Source organism: Pseudomonas sp. H2_D02, from assembly GCF_054677635.1.
In genome coordinates this window covers 3,592,035-3,608,244 of record NZ_CP162816.1, presented here as the reverse complement: position 1 = coordinate 3,608,244, position 16,210 = coordinate 3,592,035, and the positions used below count along the sequence as shown (strand labels likewise).

Genomic DNA, 16,210 nt, shown 5'->3' with positions numbered 1-16,210 from the left:
GACCTCTGCCTACAGCCGAAAACGCTGTTGCATGGCCTCGCCAAGCAGATCAATCGCTTCTTCCGCGTATGACGTTTCGGATCGCATGAACACCACTTTGTGGTCGGCAATCACCGGCAGGCCATCAAGGATGCGCATGTTTTCGGTCACACGGGCGCGGTCGATCAGGCTGATCGCCAACCCGGCCTCGACACAGGCCTTGATGGCTTGGTTGGACGGGCTTTCCAGGACGATGCGCAAACGCCGGCCATTGTCTCTGAGCGCTTGCATCATCGCCCGGCGATACGGGCATTGTGTGGCATGCACCGCTAGCGCGAGCGGCGCTGTAGAGCTGGCTGTCGTGTGGATTGCCCCGACCCAAACGGGCGTCGTGGTAGTCAGGACCTGTGCGCCTGTCGAAGGCTGGTCCATCGGCTGGGTGAGCACGGCCGCGTGGAGCTTGCCGCGCTGCACCTGTTCGCGCAGGGCGTAGCTGGGTGCCGTCTTGAGTTCCAGGATCACGTTGGGCCAGGCAGCCGTGAAGGTCGGAAGGATGTCGCGGATGACATGGTCGGCGTATTCGTCCGGCACGCCCAAACTGATGCGCCCCGCCAGCCGTGTGCCTTGGAGGTCAGCCAGCACCCGGTCGTGGGTCGCGAGCAGCTCGGTGGTGGAAACGAGCAAACGCCTGCCCAGCGCAGTCAGGGCGACTGATTGATTGTCCCGGTCAAGCAGACGACCGCCGGCGACCGCTTCCAGGCGCTGGATGTGCACGCTCACCGCCGCCGGGCTTTTATGCAGCTGTTGCGCTGCCGCGCTGAACTTGCCGATTCGCGCAACCGCATGAAAGGTCCGGATCAGTTCGATATCCAGTATGGCTGTCATGATTCAATCTTCGTGAACGAGTACTGCAGGAAATTTTGATTTATTAGATTAGTCGGCTTTCGTAGCTTGTGACCATGAACTCGCCCAAATCGATCACTTGCGCCTCGTCCCCCAGTTGCTACTGGCTGATCCCTTTGCCGCTGCTCGAAGCGGCGTTGCTGGTGGCGTGGAGCTCCGGCTTCGTCGGTGCGCGATTCTCCATCGATTACGCGCCGCCGTTGCTCGTGGTGTTCTGGCGCTGCGTCCTGGTCACGCTCTTGCTGTTCCCATTTGTCGCCAGGCAACTGCGGCAGACTTCATGGGTCGCGCTGCTGAAAAATGCCGGTATCGGCTTGCTGGCCATGGCCGGCTATCTCGCCGGCATTACCCAAGGCATTGCCCTGGGCGTGCCGGCGGGGCTGGCGGCCTTGTTCGCCGACTTGTTGCCGTTGGGCCTCGCGCTGCTGGCCGCCGGTGTGCTCGGCCAACGTCTGACGTCGCGGATCTGGGCTGGCTTGCTCGTCGGCGTGGCCGGCGTCGCCCTCGGCACCCATGGCGCATTGGCGTGGGGCAGCGCGCCCTTGTGGGTTTACGGCCTGCCGTTGCTGGGCATGCTGTCGCTCGCCGCCGCGACGCTGTGGCAAAAGCAACTCCCGGCCTCGCAGTCCATGGACCTGTTGCCCAACCTCTGGCTGCAATGCTGCGTCTCGGGCCTGGCGTTCGCCCTGATCGAAGGCATGCAGGGCGGCCTGGCGCCGATAGCCAATACCGGGTTCGTATTGAGCGTCTTATGGACGGCGGGGTTGTCGACGATGGGCGGATACGGTCTTTACTGGCTGTGCCTGCGCCGAGCCTCGGCGACCCGTGTCGCCAGCGTCCTGTACCTGAGTCCGCCCATTACGATGCTATGGGCGTGGGCAATGTTCGATGAACCATTGTCATGGCAGATGGCGCTGGGGATGGCGCTGTCTGCGGTCGGGATCTGGCTGGTCGTGCGCGAGGAAACGCGTGACGCGCGACGTAAACAACCTCACGGAACGGCTGCCGGGTCGGAGACTGCCGGATAGGTCAGTTTCAGTCCGGACCGCCGTGCCGCCGGATTCAAGACCGCTTGGGTCGCCTTGTCTTTGTCCATGATATGGAAGACGTCGACGTCGCGAAGCAACAGGTAGTCGGTAATGATCCGGCGATGACAGCGCCACCAGACCGCTTCCGCGCACATGATGGCGCACCGTCGCGTCCGGCTGAGCGCCCGGAGGCGATCCAGGCCCGCCTCGAATTCGTCCGACAACGCGTAATCCGCGTAATTATGGAAGCTACGGTTTTCCCAGAATCCATTGACGTCATCGGGAACCGTCACGGACTTTTTTCGCAAGCCGCCCAGCTCTCGGATCTGCTCATGCTGCAACCCGAGGGGCGCCAGCAATCCAGGCAGCGTATCGAGGTTGTATTGAGGATTGGTCCGCGACCTTGGAACGGTCCTGACGTCGACGATCATCTCGACCTCGAAGCTTCTTACGATCTCCACGAATTGCTCGAGCGTCCGGGTCGAGTGACCGATCGTGTACAGGCTGGTTCTTTCCATGGGGGATCCGAATTCAACGATGTGCCTTCACTAGGAGCCACCCTGCGACGGGTTAGTTTCCTCATAATGTGTATTGCACATCGGCGTCTGGTTCTCCCGGTCGACCTCCGATCCAACTGTGGGAGATTGCTCGCAAAGACGGCGGTACAGCCAACATCCCCATCAACCGAACCATCCCTATCGCGAGCAAGCTCGCTCCCACACTGGATTTCGCTTCATCACGAGTCCGGCATACACACCGATCCCTGTGGGAGCGAGCTTGCTCGCGATGGCGGCCTTACAGTCGATGAAACAACCACAAAAAAGCCCGGCCACATTAACGTGCACCGGGCTTGGTAAAGCGCAGGATCAGGCTGGTTGCTTGAGCGTGTCGTACGCCTCCAGCGAGCGTAGCGAGTAGATATACGCCGCACCGGCATTCAACGAGATGGCGGTTGCCAAGGCGGCGGCGACTTCCTCGCGGCTGGCACCGGCCTTGATGGCGGCATCGGTGTGGACCCCGATGCATCCGTCGCAGTGGGTGGTGATTGCCACCGCCAGGGAAATCAGCTCGCGGGTCTTGGCGTCGAGTACGTTGTTTTCGCTGGCGGCTTCTCCAAGGGCCATATAGGCCTTGACCATTTTCGGGTTGCTGCGGCCCAGGGCACCAAAGGCTTTCTGGATGGTGGGCAACAATTCGGACCAATTATTGAACATGGCATTAACTCCTGAGTGGGTTGGGTGTACTGTTTCAACGCCCTCAGTTTTCCACTTGGGTGCGGGTCAGGTTTGTTCGATCCGCTCAGCTTTTGTCGCGAAACGCTCAAATGAATGCCATCGATAAACTCATCAGCCTGGCCAACGTCCGCGGCAGCCTGGACCTGCGTTGTCAGTTCCAGGGTGACTGGGCCCTGGACCACGAACAGCAGACACTCGGCAACGCGCCCTACCACATCGTGCTGGCAGGGGAATGCCGTGTTGAGTTTCCCGACGGCCAGCGCTTGCCCATGCGTGCCGGCGACATCCTGTTATTACCTCGCGGCGCCCCGCATGTCATGCACAGCCCCGGAAAAACCGTGGCGCCGACCTCGCCGAAGGTCATCAGCGGCGCCACACTGCCGATCCATCGCATCGGCGGTGCCAGCCCGGAACTGGACATGCTCTGTGGTGGATTCCACTTCAATCGCGCCTCGCTGCTGTTTGCGTCGCTGCCTGAATACCTGGTGATCCCCAGCGGTGCGCTGCCGGCCAACGGGCCGTTGCCGGCACTGGTCGATGTGATTCGTGCCGAAGCGGACGCGAACAAAGTCGGCGCGCGCTTCCTCCTTGATGCGCTGTCCCAGGCGCTGTTCACCTTGATCCTGCGGGCCCACCTGGCGAACCACGGCCAGGACAGCGGATCGCTGGCGCTGCTGGGCGATAAACGCCTGGGCCGCGCCTGGCAATCCATGTTGGACGACCCGGCCCACGAATGGACCATTCAAAGCCTGGCGGACCTGGCGAGCATGTCCCGGGCCAACTTCATGCGGGCGTTCGTCAAAGTGGCCGGCGTCTCGCCGTGGGTGCTGCTGACGCAGGTGCGCATGGAGCTGGCGTTCAGCCTGCTGAGCCACTCCCATCTGGGCCTGAGTGATATTGCCGTGCAGGTTGGCTACCAATCCCAGGCGGCGTTCAGCAAGAAATTCAAGGAACTCTATGGCGAGGCGCCGGGACGCGTGAGGCGGACGATCTAATCCGCCTGCATCGCCGGTTTCAGGCCTCCAGCACCAAAGGCTCGCTGCCCTGGGCCGGTACCGCGCAACAGATCAGCACTTCGCCATCGGCCACCGGCTCGGCGGGTTGGGTCAGGTAATGCACCTGGCCTTGGGTCATGCGGGTTTTGCAGGTGCCGCAGGAACCGCCGCGACAACTGAACTCCGGGTTCAGCCCGCGGGCCTCGGCCAGCTCCAGCAACGTCCCGCTGCCCGGTTCCCAGCGCGCCTCCTTGGCCGAGCTGGAGAACAGCACTTTCACCGGCTCACTCGCCGCCGGCACCTGTTCGGCCGCCGGTACGCTGACCTCGATATCGCGCACCAACGTGGACGGGCCGAAGGTCTCCGCGTGGATGCGATCATCCGGGATGCGCAGCTTGCGCAGGCCGTCGTACAGCGCCTGGGTAAAGGTACCCGGGCCGCACAAGTAAAAATCGTAGTCGTCCAGGGGCAACAGTTGCTTGAGCAACGCCACATCGATCCGGCCGGCCACGTCATAGCCCTGCCCGGCCTTGCCGTCGGTAGGCGGTTGGCTGATCAGGCGCAGCACCTTCAGCTTGTCACCGGCCCGCGCCACCAACTCATCGATTTCTTCGCGAAAAGCCAGGTCGGCCACGTGCCGGGCACTCTGCACCAGCCAGACCGGGCGCATGCGGCTGATGCGTTTCCCTTGGTAGACGACCTCGCGCAGCATCGACAACAGCGGCGTGATACCGACGCCCGCCGCCAGCAGCACCAACGGGCGGCGCTCGGTGGGATTCACGGTGAAGTGCCCTTGTGGCGCCCGAGCCTCGATGTCATGGCTCGCCTGGATCTGCTCATGCAGATGCGACGACACCACGCCATCGCGCTTGACGCTGATGCGCAGGAAATCGTCCGAGGGCGCGCTGGACACGCTGTAGGTGCGGATCGACGGCGCCTTCTGTCCCTCCAACAACACCCGCACAGGCAGATGCTGCCCGGCTTCGAACCGGGGCAAGCCGGCACCGTCGGTGGTCTGCAAGTAGAACGAGCGGATGTTGTGGCTTTCGTCCACCACGCGGGTGACCTGCAGCGCGCGCCAATGGGTCCTCAGCGCTTCGGCCTGCAAACGCTCGGCGGTCTGCTCCCAACTGCCGGTCATCAGTGAATTGGGCGAGTCGCCTTCGGCCTGATCCTTCCAGCGCAACGGTATCGCCGCCGGACGGTAGACAATGCGCTGCGGGGTAAACCGCAACAGCCGCTCGGCGCCCTGGAACGCGGCGATCTGCGGGTCGTCCAGCAACACCTGCGCCGAACCGCTCATTTGCAGCAGATCGCCGGTCTGGAAATCGACGAAGACCAAGCCGGCGCGAGGGTTCAGCAGGATATTGCCCAGGGTGTTGAAAAACAGGTTTCCGGAAAAATCCGGGATGGTCAGCGTCCCGTCCTCGTCCATGCGCACGAAACCGGGCTTGCCACCGCGATGGGAAGCATCGACCTGGCGCTCGCCGTCGCGCACCACGTAGGTGGCGACGTAGAACGAATCGGCCGCCGTGACCAGCCGACGAACCAGCGGATCCGCCACCGCCAGTTCCCGGGACACGGCTGGCTGCTCATCGACAAAGCTGTATTGCCGCAGATTGATGTAGCGCGGGCAGTTGCCATAGGCCTGGCTCACGGAAATCTCCAGGCCATGGTCGAGCTGGCGGCGCACCACGCCATTCATGCGATTGCGCCGACGGGTGTGCAACTCGATACCCAACATCCCGATGGCATCGCCCTCGCCCATGCCCGCCTGGGCCGGGTCCTCGGGCTGCGGATCGAAATGGATATGCAGCGTTTCAGGATCCGGTGAATTCATGAAACCGGGCTGGCCGGTGCGCAGGGTCGCCCAGACATCGCCCTGGCGATCTACGGCCCCCAGCACCACGAAAGGCAGTTGCGCATAGAACTCACGGTGCTGGTCCGGCATCCAGGTGCGCGCCAGTTGCCGCTGACCGACACCGGCCATCATCTCCACCGCCCCGACGGAGCGCTGCAAGGTCAACTCACCTTCATGCCAGGGCGAAGGTTGTGCTTTCGTGGCTTCGTTCATCAGCTACTCCTTGCGCCCCCGGCTGTGCAACGGGGTGAATGCGCTGTGGTCAGGGAGGTCCAATCACACCGTTGGCGAACGGTGTGTGCGGTGGAGCCATCTTCTGCCCAAAGCGCCGAGCGCAGGAATACGCACGGATTGAAATCCACTGTTGCACGAAATGGAATGACCAGCGGCGCTGGCGGCCTGGAAGTACGTTGACGCTAGACCCGCCAGGCAAAGTGCTTGGTCAGCTCCAGCAAGGTCGCCCGCAATTCCGGCGGCCGCACCGGTTTGGCCAGGATCGAAATGTTCATGTGGTGCAGCGCGTGGCGAATGCGCTCGATCTCATGCCCGGTCATGATCATCGCCGGCACCTCCCAGCCTCGCTGCTCACGGATCGCCGCAATGCATTCGGCGCCGGAGACCTTCGTGCCCAAGTCGAAATCGGCAATGATGATGTCGCAGTCGCTGGTCACGCCAACCCCGTCGCTGTGGGTCTCGACGACACATCCCCACTTCTCCAGCAGTGCCGACGTTGCCATCAGCACGTTGGAGTCGTCTTCCACCAGGCACACCCGCAATCCTTGAAGACGATTTTGAGCGGCGACCGGCCTGTCTACAGGGGTTCTCGGCGCGATCATTTCCAAGCCTTGGATCATCGCGCGGGTGCCTTTCCCAAGCCTGGAATCCAAACGGATATCCAGGTTGATCAGGTGGCTGATGCGCTTGACGATCGACAACCCCAGGCCCAACCCCTCGACATCCTTGTCCCGCACGTGACGCACCCGGTAGAACTCCTTGAACACCTCGGGCAGATGCTCGGCGGCAATGCCTCGTCCCTTGTCATAGATGACGATCGCCAGGCCATCGCCTTTCGGACGCACGCCAATCAGCACCGGTTGCCCGGAGGCATATTTCAGCGTGTTGGAGACGAGGTTCTGCACCATGGTCGCCAGCAAGCCGGCATTGACCTGCACCCAATGCCGGCAGGGCCGCAAGCGCAGCTCGACGCCGGCCCAACGTGCGGCCTCGGTGTTCTGCTTGACCACATCCTGCAGCAGCGCCCCGAGGTTTACCGGTTCGGCCTGTGGTTCGAGCTGGCCGTTGTCGAGGGTGTAGATGTCGAGGATCGAACGAAACAGTTGCGACACGATGTGCAGCGAGCGGTCGATGTTGTCCACCAACCGTAGCTCCTCCCGACCAAGCCTGGCATCGCGCAGGCAGGCGGTGAACAGGCCGATGGAGTGGATCGGCTGGCGCAGGTCATGGCTGGCCTGGGCCAGGAACCGGGATTTTTCCTGATTTGCCGCAATCGCCTCCTCCGAGGCGATGCGGGTGCGTGTCAACAGTATGTGCGCATAAGCGGGCACCACAATCGTCGTGACGATCAGGGTCAGGAACAGGAACGGCTGGCCGCGCCAGAACGGCGTTAACAGGAAAATCGCCACCAGTGTCGCCAACGCAATCAACGTCGCGATCATCAGGTAGCGCGTGCCGAAGCGCATGCCGTTGCCCAGCGTGACCCACAGCACCGCCGCGTAAAGCGGCAGCGCGCCCTCTCCGCCAACGATCAGGGCAAAGGCCAGGCTCACGTAGTCGAGCGTCATGGCGAACAGCCGACGCAGGAAAAAATGCCCCGGCCAACGCTTGATTGCCATGCGCAACGGAATCGCGACGCTGAAGAAAAAAGTCATGTACCACATGATCGGTACATAAGTCGCGAAGTCGCTGGTCGAGAGGCTCGCCACGACGAAGATATACAGCGAGGCACAGGCACCGACGGTCAATCGCAACGTGGCCTGGTCCAACTCGCTATTCTTTTCAGTCATATTCAAACGAATCTCCCGTCCTAAAAGTCTGTTTCAACATTGAAACCCAGCGCCATTGTTTAAGGTACGATGCCCAGGACTTGAAGATCAGGAGGATCTTTCGCATGACCTGCAGAGTAATCGTGGCGGATGACCATCCCTTGTTTCGCGAAGGTATGCTGAGAACGATTGAAAGGCTCTTGCCGACCGCCGTCATCGAACAAGCGGGTAATCTGAACGAAGTATTGGCGCTTGCCCGAACAGGCGCGGAAATTGATTCACTGGTACTCGATTTGCGTTTCCCGGGCATCAAGTCCCTGGACGTCATCAGCCAATTGCGCAATGAATTCAAACGCACTTCCATCATCGTGGTGTCCATGGTCGAGGACATCGATGTCATCGACCAGGTCATTGCGTTGGGCGCAGACGGTTTCATCGGCAAGAACATCGACCCGGCCGGCATCGCCGAAGCCTTCATGGCGATTCGCGAAGGCGAAGTAGTGGTGAGATACCATGCGGAGAACTCGATCCTGGGCGATGTCGAAACAACGGCGTTGTCCCAATTGACGACACGGCAACGGGAAGTCCTTGGCCTGGTCGCCGCCGGCAAGACCAATAAGGAAATCGCCAAGGCATTGGGGATTTCACCCTTTACGGTTCGTATCCATGTTTCAAGCTTGCTCAAGGCGCTGGATGTCCCTACCCGCGCGGCGGCTGCCGCTCAATTTTCCAATTATCCGACCGCAAGCCAATGGCCTGGCAAACAGCAGACTTGAAGCATCGGATAACCATAAGTTTCCCTTAGTGTTTATCCGTCCTGCGCCCCATCGAAGCCATAGCACACTTGTACTATAGCTTGCGTCATTGCCCTCCCCCTAAGCTGTCAGCGCGCCATTAAAGGCCAACACCCCGGTATATAACTTTTCACGCAACACGGCGTGCAGCCCTGCACGTTCCGACGTTTCGTGGATGGCGCTGCGTGCGGCATTGAATTGAATGATTCGCTGGCGTGCGCTGTTGGGTCAACTTCGCGCCTGGCTGGGTGAAATGGAACGGTCCTGAACATTACTCAAGGTGAGTCTTATGTCTTTCAAGTATGGAAAAACACTTAAAAACGGAATGGCACTGTGCTTGCTGGCGGGCGTCCTGGGGGGTTGTACAAACACGGGGGACTTGATGAATTCGCTGAACGCTAAGCGCACAGAAATACAACGTCGGTTACCTGAAGCAAACCATCATTCCGGGCAAGACCACCAAGAGCCAGATCACCCAGATGTTTGGCGCACCGGCGAGCGAGGAGCTCAATTCGACCAGCACCAGCAATGAGTCGAACTGGACTTATGACAAAAGGGAAGAAGGCCTGGATAAATACATGAAGCTGGCTCACAAGTATGTCTCCACCGAGACGAGCCTGAAGATGTACGACACCTCCGCGCAAATTTCCAAAGCCCAGGGTGTTGCCAATGACGTCGGTAGCGTCACCGGCCAGAAAACCGGCCAGAGCCAGACCCAGGGCACCGTCTTGACCATTTATTTCGTGGATGACGTGGTGAAATATTACCGGGTCTATTGAGGCACCCGTTTTATTGAACCGTCTGGGGAGCGGTCCCTCTTGGACTCCCCCCAGACGCAGCCGTCAACCTAGCCGACCCAGCCAATCGCCGTTTTAGGAATCACTTCCGACTCGTCGAGCTTGGACGCAAACATGCTCACCGCCTCCAGCGCATCGGTGGTCCCGGCCCTGATCTGCACGATGACCGATCCCGCCTGGTCCGCCAGGGTAACGCCGCGCAGCGCGCCCTCGTGCGTCACGCTCATGCTGGCCACCGCATCGCGGGTTTCGGAGAGAATCATGCCGATCATCTCGGCGATTTCCGAGGTCGAGCGGCTGGTGCGCCCGGCCAGTTGCCGGACTTCATCGGCCACGACCGCAAAGCCCCTGCCCTGGTCGCCCGCCCGCGCCGCCTCGATGGCGGCGTTGAGCGCCAGCAGGTTGGTCTGGTCGGCGATACCGCGAATGGTGTTGACGATGGCGGTGATCTCTTCCGAACGCGCGCCCAGTTGCCCGACCAGGCGCGCGGAGGCGCCGATGTTTTCGGCGATCTGGCGCATCTCCTTGGCGGTTTGCTGGATCACCTGGGCGCCCTGTTCGGCGACTCTCTCTGTCTCGGAAGAAATGTGGTACGCACGGGAAGCACCGCGTGAATCTTCTTCGAACTTTTCCACCCGTTCGGTGATGTCACTGGCGAACTTGACGACCTTGCTCAGTTTGCCTTCCGCGTCATAGACCGGGTTATAGCTGGCTTCCAGCCAAACCACCTTGCCATGTTTGCCGAGGCGCTTGAATTGACCGCTGAAGAACTCACCGGCATTGAGACGACGCCAGAAGTCGCTGTATTCGGAAGAGTTGACCAGGCTCGTCTCGCAGAACAAGCGATGGTGCTTGCCCTTGATCTCCGCCAGCGAGTAATTCATGGTCTGGAGGAAGTTTTCATTGGCGGTCAGGATATTGCCGCCCAAGTCAAATTCGATCACCGCCATGGCCCGATCCAGTGCCACCAGCCGGCCACGGATTTCCGCATCGCTGGCCACCCGAGCGGTGACGTCCAGTGCGTACTTGACCACTTTCGCGACTTTGCCCTGCTCATCCAGGACGGGGTTGTAACTGGCCTCCAGCCAGACATTGCGGCCTTGGCCACTGATCCGCTGGAACGTCCCGGAAACGAATTGACCGGACCGTAGCCGGTCCCAGAACTCGCGGTATTCGGCACTGCCGGCCAACGCAGGGGTACAGAAATTGCGGTGCGACAAGCCCGCCAATTGATCTTCGCGATAACCCATGGTGTTGAGAAAGTTCTGGTTGGCCCGAAGCACTTTTCCATCCGGGCTGAACTCGATCACGGCCATGGACCGTTCCAGCGCACCGACCAGTCCCTTATAGGTTGCCAAGTCGGCCGTCCTGGCCGTCAGTTCATTTTTTAGTGTTGTGTTAAACATGACGTACCCTCGACGAACCCAAGAAATTCACCGGACCTCAAAGGGCTATCGGCGAATAACTCAAGGACTGAAATGGTTCGAAGGAATTATCTTTTGACGTCAAGAAAGACTATATCGGCGCACTTACTGGACTATCGCCAAAGGAAATATAGCGACCGTACCCAGGTCTGAAAAAACGCTTATCGCGTGGAATATTTCATATTGATGATTTCACTGATTCTTTCCGGGACACCGTTGAACGCAGGCGTGACCGAGCGAATCGACTGGCCACGATAAGGCCCGTCCACCGGGAACCAGTTATGCACCACGACGACCTGCCTGGCGGCGCCGCCCGTGGTGATTTCGTTGGTGAACTTGCAGGTATCGAATGTTCCTAGCGCGGTCGTGAGGGTTTCCCGGCCGTTGTAGGTCAGCTTCTCGGAAATATCGAACTCCACCGTCCCGCCGGCACTCTGCGCCTTGTTCTTGTAGTTGACGGTGACCGTCTGGCCAGGCTGCAGATCGATCGGCGTGGCGGGCGGCGGGCTGTATGTCGAAGTCACCAGCGACGCCCCATCGCCATGCCGGTCGCCGTAGCGAATCAGTTGGCCATCCTTGATTTCCGCATAGGTCTTGGTGAGGTAAAACGGCACGTTGTTCAGATACGACGTGTGCAGTGATACCACCGGATCGGCGCCGGCAAAGGTTTCACGGGCCAGGGTCTCGGTTTTACTGCGACTGGTGGTTGGCGAAAGATTGTCGCGACTTTCCGACATCACCACGGTGCCGGGCTGGAAATCGGTCTCGCGGGTGCAGGGAGCGGACGACACGTCTGCCGCGTATGCCGCCGACGCAGCGGTCATGACGGTCCATGTGCAGGCGGCAAGGGCGAGGCCCCCGGCGACACGCTTGCGACCATCGGTGTTCACGTCTGGATGGCTTGACGGTGTGTTATTCAAAAGCAGCTCCCTGTCTATTCGACTCATTTGCCCACTGCCCTTGTCTGCCTGACAGAGCGCCCATAGATTAGAGTCCATGTCTCGACGCGAGCCATAGCGCAAATGTGCTATGGCTTCGTCCCGGAACACATGCATTCAACGATAAGGTACGTTTCATGAGCCAAGCGTCTTACGTTCCGCCCAAAGTCTGGAAACATGAGGCTCCCTCGGGTGGCCAGTTCGCCAGCATCAACCGCCCTGTCGCCGGGCCGACCCATGAGAAGCCGTTGCCGGTGGGCAAGCACCCGCTGCAACTCTATTCATTGGCAACGCCCAATGGCGTGAAAGTCACGATCATGCTCGAAGAGCTGCTGGCCCTCGGGCACGCCGGCGCGGAATACGACGCCTGGCTGATTCGCATCGGCGAAGGCGACCAGTTCTCCAGCGGCTTCGTCGAGGTCAATCCGAACTCCAAGATCCCGGCCCTGCTGGACCGCAGCGTCGAGCCGCCGCTCCGTGTGTTCGAGTCCGGCTCGATCCTGCTGTACCTGGCGGAAAAATTCGGCGCCTTGCTGCCCAGCGATCCAGCCGGCCGTACTGAAACCCTGAACTGGCTGTTCTGGCAGATGGGCTCGGCGCCTTACCTGGGCGGCGGTTTCGGCCATTTCTACGCCTACGCGCCAGAAAAAATGGAATACCCCATCAACCGCTTCACCATGGAAGCCAAGCGCCAACTGGATGTACTGGACCGTCGCCTGGCCGAAAACAGGTACCTGGCCGGCGACCAGTACACCATCGCCGACATCGCGGTCTGGCCCTGGTACGGCCAACTGGTGCGGAACAACGTGTACTCGGCGGCCGAGTTCCTGTCGGCCCACGAATACACCCACGTGCAGCGCTGGGCCGAGGAAATCGCCAATCGGCCCGCGGTCAAGCGAGGACAGCGTGTCAACCGGACCTGGGGCGATGAGGCGAGCCAGGTGCCGGAGCGGCATCGGGCGGAGGATCTGGAGTAGCCGTGACCTGACGCGTCGTCATCGGCTACCCCGGCTGCCTCACTTCAACCCATTGGACAGGAATTGCTGCAGGCGCTCGCTGCGCGGGTTGTCGAGGATCTCGGCCCCGCCCTGCTCCTCGACCTGGCCCTGATGAAGAAACAGTAGTTGGCTCGAGACCTTGCGGGCGAAGCTCATTTCATGCGTCACCATGATCATGGTCCGACCTTCCTCCGCAAGTCCCTGAATGACCTTGAGTACCTCTCCCACCAACTCAGGGTCCAAGGCAGAGGTCGGCTCGTCGAAGAGCATGACTTCGGGCTCCATTGCCAGCGCGCGGGCAATGGCGACCCGTTGCTGCTGGCCACCCGACAGAAAGGCCGGAAATTGCTCGGCCACCCGCGCCAGGCAACCCGACCTTTTCCAGGTAATGCCGGGCCCGCTCCTCAGCTTCTTTCTTACCGACACCCAGCACCCGGCGCGGCGCAAGGCTGATGTTGTCGAGCACCGTCATGTGCCCCCACAGATTGAAATGCTGGAATACCATCGCCAAGCGCGTGCGCAGGCGCTGCAACTCACTGGCGTCGGCCACGTGCAACCCCAGATGATCCTTGACCATGCGAATCGGCTTGCCGTCCAGGCTCATGGCGCCATCGTTGGGGGTTTCGAGAAAATTGATACAGCGCAGGAAGGTACTTTTACCGGAGCCGCTGGCCCCAATCAGGCTGATGACATCGCCGGTACTGGCTTTGAGCGACACGCCCTTGAGCACTTCGTGGTTGCCGTAGCTTTTGTGCAAATCTTCAACGGTCAGTTTGTACATGTCGCAATCTTCTTCTTTAAGCGGATCGGGATGGACAACGTTCAGGCAGGCATGACTAATGAGCCGGGCCGAGGAAAGCCAGCCAGCGACGCTCGGCGAGGCGGAACAGGCCGACGAGTGCGAACGTCACCGCCAGGTAGATCAGCGCTGCTATGCCAAACGATTGGAAGGTCAGGAAGGTCGCGGAGTTGGCGTCCCGGGCCACTTTCAAGATGTCCGGTACCGTCGCGGTGAAGGCCACCGTCGTGGAATGCAGCATCAGGATGACTTCGTTGCTGTAGTACGGCAGCGAACGGCGCAGCGCGGAAGGCATTATCACGAAGGCGTAGAGCTTCCAACCGGACAGGCCATAGGCTTTGGCCGCCTCGACTTCACCATGGGCCATGCTGCGAATGGCCCCGGCGAAAATCTCCGTGGTGTAGGCGCAAGTGTTGAGGGCAAACGCCAGGATCGTGCAGTTCATCGCATCGCGAAAGAACGCATCCAGCAACGGCTGCGCCCGTACCGCCGCCAGGCTGTAGATGCCGGTGTAACAGATCAGCAACTGGATATAGAGCGGCGTCCCGCGAAACAGGTAGGTGTAGAACTGCACCGGCCAGCGCACCAGGCAACGGGACGAGACACGGGCAATGGACAGCGGGATCGACACGATGAAGCCGACGAAAAGGGAGGCGCTGAGCAGCCAAAGCGTCATCGCCAGGCCCGTGATCTGCTGCCCATCGCTGTAGAAAAACGGCTCCCCGTACATCTTCAGGAGTTCGATCATCGCACGGCCTCCCGGCAACCCGTTGCATAACGCCGTTCCAAGTGACGCAGGACAACGTTGGAGACGCTGGTGATGACCAGATAGGCCAACGCCGCCAGCACCAGGAAAAAGAACAGTTGGTAGGTACTCTTGCCCGCGTCCTGGGCGGCCTTTACCAGGTCAGCCAGGCCGATGATCGAGACCAGCGCAGTGGCCTTGAGGATGACCATCCAGTTGTTGCCCAGCCCCGGCAGGGCAAAGCGCATCATCTGCGGAAAAACCACCAGGCGAAAGCGTTGCGCCCGGCTCAAGCCATACGCAGTGGCGGCTTCCAATTGCCCACGGGGAACGGCGAGCAACGCGCCGCGAAAGGTCTCGGTGAAATAGGCACCATAGATGAATCCGAGGGTGAGGATCCCGGCCGCGAACGGGTTGATCTCGATGTAGTCCCAACCCAGCGCGACCGTGAGCATCGTCAGCCAGGTTTGCAGGCTGTAGAAAATCAGCAGCATCAGCACCAGGTCCGGTACGCCGCGAATGAGCGTCGTGTAGAGCTGCGCCGGCACGCGAAGCCATTGCTTGCCGGAGAGCTTGGCGCTGGCCCCGGCAAGTCCCAGCAGCACACTGAGCAGCAGCGAAGCGACGGATAACTTGACGGTCATCCAGGCACCGTTCAGCAACAGCGGCCCGAAGCCCTTGAGGCTGAACCCTGCGAGCTCCAACGCGTTTGATAGTGTGTCGATCATGGTCAGCAACCTCAGGCGAAAAGATGCCCATCCCCGCGGACGAGCATCGGAGGGTCATTTGCCGCTGTAGAGATTCAGATCGCCGAAATATTGCTTCTGGATCGAATCGTAGGTGCCATCGTCATGGAGCGCCTGGATGGCCTTGTTCAACAGGGCCTTCAAGTCGGCGTTGCCCTTGGCAATGCCGATGGCCGTCTTGGCCGGCAGGTAGGGGCTGTCCACGGTGTTGCTGAGTTCATAACCGGCACTTTGAGGCGACGCCATGAAACCCAGTTTCGCTTGCAGCGTGTCCTGAATGGAGGCGTCCAGGCGCCCCGCCACCAGGTCGTAATAAACCTGATCCTGATTCTGGTAGGACTGGGTTTTCACACCCGCTTTCTCCAGGACAGATTTTGCGTAGGCTTCCTGGATGCTGCCCTGGAAATAACCGACGGTCTTGCCCTTGAGCGAAGCCACCTCCTCGCTCAGCCCCGAGCCTTTCTTGAACACGTAGGAGGTAGGACCGGAAAAGAGTTCGTCCGAAAAGTCGATGGCTTTTTCGCGTGTGGGGGTCACGGTCATGGAAGACAGGATGCCGTCGAACTTGCCGGCCCTCAGACCAGGAATAAGACCGTCGAAATCGCTCTCGACCCAGACGCACTTGACTTGCAGCCTGGCGCAAATAGCGTTGCCCAGATCGATATCAAACCCTTTGAGGCTGCCATCGGCCGATTTGGATTCGAAGGGCGCGTAGTTGGCATCGACACCAAAGCGCAGTGTCGTGTAGTCCTTGGCCGAAGCCACGCCCACACATAACGGTAACAGCAGGACCGCACACAACTTTCTCAACGAAATCATAAATACATCCCTAACTATTGTAATTGGATTAAGGGCAATCGATGTCGGGCACTGGTGTTCCACGAGCGCAACGATTTCGACTTGAACATTACCGGAGCGTCGCGGTTTTACGAATATGGCAAAGTGAACGATATTACGAGCAAACC

The 16,210-nt window shown here is 60.4% G+C and carries 14 protein-coding genes and 3 pseudogenes; 5 read left to right on the top strand and 12 right to left on the bottom strand.

What is annotated here, in order from left to right; all coding sequences use genetic code 11:
• Positions 1–9 precede the first annotated feature (9 nt).
• Positions 10–864 carry a LysR family transcriptional regulator gene (locus tag AB4N42_RS16625; protein ID WP_460115013.1) on the bottom strand — a complete coding sequence of 285 codons (855 nt, stop codon included), beginning with the start codon at positions 862–864 and terminating at the stop codon, positions 10–12.
• A 74-nt stretch (positions 865–938) separates the two neighbouring features.
• On the opposite strand from AB4N42_RS16625, the gene AB4N42_RS16620 reads away from it, so the two are divergent.
• Complete coding sequence (locus AB4N42_RS16620; protein ID WP_334597749.1) at positions 939–1,910, top strand: DMT family transporter; 972 nt, start codon at positions 939–941, stop codon at positions 1,908–1,910.
• Here AB4N42_RS16620 and AB4N42_RS16615 read toward each other — a convergent pair.
• Together AB4N42_RS16615 and AB4N42_RS16610 are read right to left on the bottom strand one after the other, a co-directional pair.
• A complete protein-coding gene (locus AB4N42_RS16615; protein WP_030140591.1) occupies positions 1,874–2,428 on the bottom strand; it encodes a DUF488 domain-containing protein in 555 nt (184 codons plus the stop codon). The genes AB4N42_RS16620 and AB4N42_RS16615 overlap by 37 nt on opposite strands.
• Positions 2,429–2,776: 348 nt before the next feature.
• Positions 2,777–3,124, bottom strand: coding sequence for a carboxymuconolactone decarboxylase family protein (locus tag AB4N42_RS16610; RefSeq protein WP_030140590.1), 348 nt, complete (start codon positions 3,122–3,124; stop codon positions 2,777–2,779).
• A gap of 110 nt (positions 3,125–3,234) precedes the next feature.
• On the opposite strand from AB4N42_RS16610, the gene AB4N42_RS16605 reads away from it, so the two are divergent.
• Positions 3,235–4,140 carry an AraC family transcriptional regulator gene (locus AB4N42_RS16605; protein WP_198796793.1) on the top strand — a complete coding sequence of 302 codons (906 nt, stop codon included), beginning with the start codon at positions 3,235–3,237 and terminating at the stop codon, positions 4,138–4,140.
• A 19-nt stretch (positions 4,141–4,159) separates the two neighbouring features.
• Here AB4N42_RS16605 and AB4N42_RS16600 read toward each other — a convergent pair whose 3' ends face one another.
• Positions 4,160–6,214 (bottom strand): 2Fe-2S iron-sulfur cluster-binding protein, encoded by a 2,055-nt coding sequence (locus AB4N42_RS16600; RefSeq protein ID WP_460115012.1) that lies wholly within the window; start codon positions 6,212–6,214, stop codon positions 4,160–4,162.
• 203 nt (positions 6,215–6,417) lie between these two features.
• Complete coding sequence (locus AB4N42_RS16595; RefSeq protein ID WP_030140588.1) at positions 6,418–8,025, bottom strand: ATP-binding response regulator; 1,608 nt, start codon at positions 8,023–8,025, stop codon at positions 6,418–6,420.
• A gap of 104 nt (positions 8,026–8,129) precedes the next feature.
• On the opposite strand from AB4N42_RS16595, the gene AB4N42_RS16590 reads away from it, so the two are divergent.
• Together AB4N42_RS16590 and AB4N42_RS16585 are read left to right on the top strand one after the other, a co-directional pair.
• Positions 8,130–8,780, top strand: coding sequence for a response regulator transcription factor (locus tag AB4N42_RS16590; RefSeq protein WP_334597753.1), 651 nt, complete (start codon positions 8,130–8,132; stop codon positions 8,778–8,780).
• A 497-nt stretch (positions 8,781–9,277) separates the two neighbouring features.
• Positions 9,278–9,577, top strand: a complete 300-nt coding sequence (locus tag AB4N42_RS16585) for a hypothetical protein (RefSeq protein WP_460115011.1) — start codon at positions 9,278–9,280, stop codon at positions 9,575–9,577.
• 68 nt (positions 9,578–9,645) lie between these two features.
• On the opposite strand, the pseudogene AB4N42_RS16580 reads toward AB4N42_RS16585, so the two are convergent.
• The 3 genes and pseudogenes from AB4N42_RS16580 to AB4N42_RS16570 all read right to left on the bottom strand — a co-directional run.
• Positions 9,646–10,122, bottom strand: a pseudogene (locus AB4N42_RS16580) (methyl-accepting chemotaxis protein); the annotation flags it as partial.
• Between the two features lie 111 nt (positions 10,123–10,233).
• Positions 10,234–10,911: pseudogene (locus AB4N42_RS16575) on the bottom strand (PAS domain-containing protein); the annotation flags it as partial.
• A 269-nt stretch (positions 10,912–11,180) separates the two neighbouring features.
• Positions 11,181–11,939: a hypothetical protein gene (locus AB4N42_RS16570; protein ID WP_460115010.1), complete on the bottom strand. Its 759-nt coding sequence runs from the start codon at positions 11,937–11,939 to the stop codon at positions 11,181–11,183.
• 155 nt (positions 11,940–12,094) lie between these two features.
• Between AB4N42_RS16570 and yghU the strand changes: the two genes are divergently transcribed.
• The gene (yghU, locus tag AB4N42_RS16565; RefSeq protein WP_030140583.1) at positions 12,095–12,934 is read left to right on the top strand and encodes a glutathione-dependent disulfide-bond oxidoreductase; all 840 of its coding nucleotides are present in this window, start codon (positions 12,095–12,097) and stop codon (positions 12,932–12,934) included.
• Positions 12,935–12,973: 39 nt separating this feature from the next.
• Here the strand turns inward: yghU and AB4N42_RS16560 are convergent.
• The 4 genes and pseudogenes from AB4N42_RS16560 to AB4N42_RS16545 form a co-directional block, all read right to left on the bottom strand.
• Positions 12,974–13,736, bottom strand: a pseudogene (locus AB4N42_RS16560) (ABC transporter ATP-binding protein).
• 55 nt (positions 13,737–13,791) lie between these two features.
• Entirely contained in the window at positions 13,792–14,502 is a 711-nt protein-coding gene (locus tag AB4N42_RS16555; RefSeq protein WP_030140581.1) for an ABC transporter permease, read from the bottom strand.
• A complete protein-coding gene (locus AB4N42_RS16550) occupies positions 14,499–15,227 on the bottom strand; it encodes an ABC transporter permease (RefSeq protein WP_407683232.1) in 729 nt (242 codons plus the stop codon). The genes AB4N42_RS16555 and AB4N42_RS16550 overlap by 4 nt, the downstream gene beginning before the upstream one ends.
• Positions 15,228–15,281: 54 nt before the next feature.
• Positions 15,282–16,064: a transporter substrate-binding domain-containing protein gene (locus tag AB4N42_RS16545; protein ID WP_051065989.1), complete on the bottom strand. Its 783-nt coding sequence runs from the start codon at positions 16,062–16,064 to the stop codon at positions 15,282–15,284.
• Between the last annotated feature and the right edge of the window lie 146 nt (positions 16,065–16,210).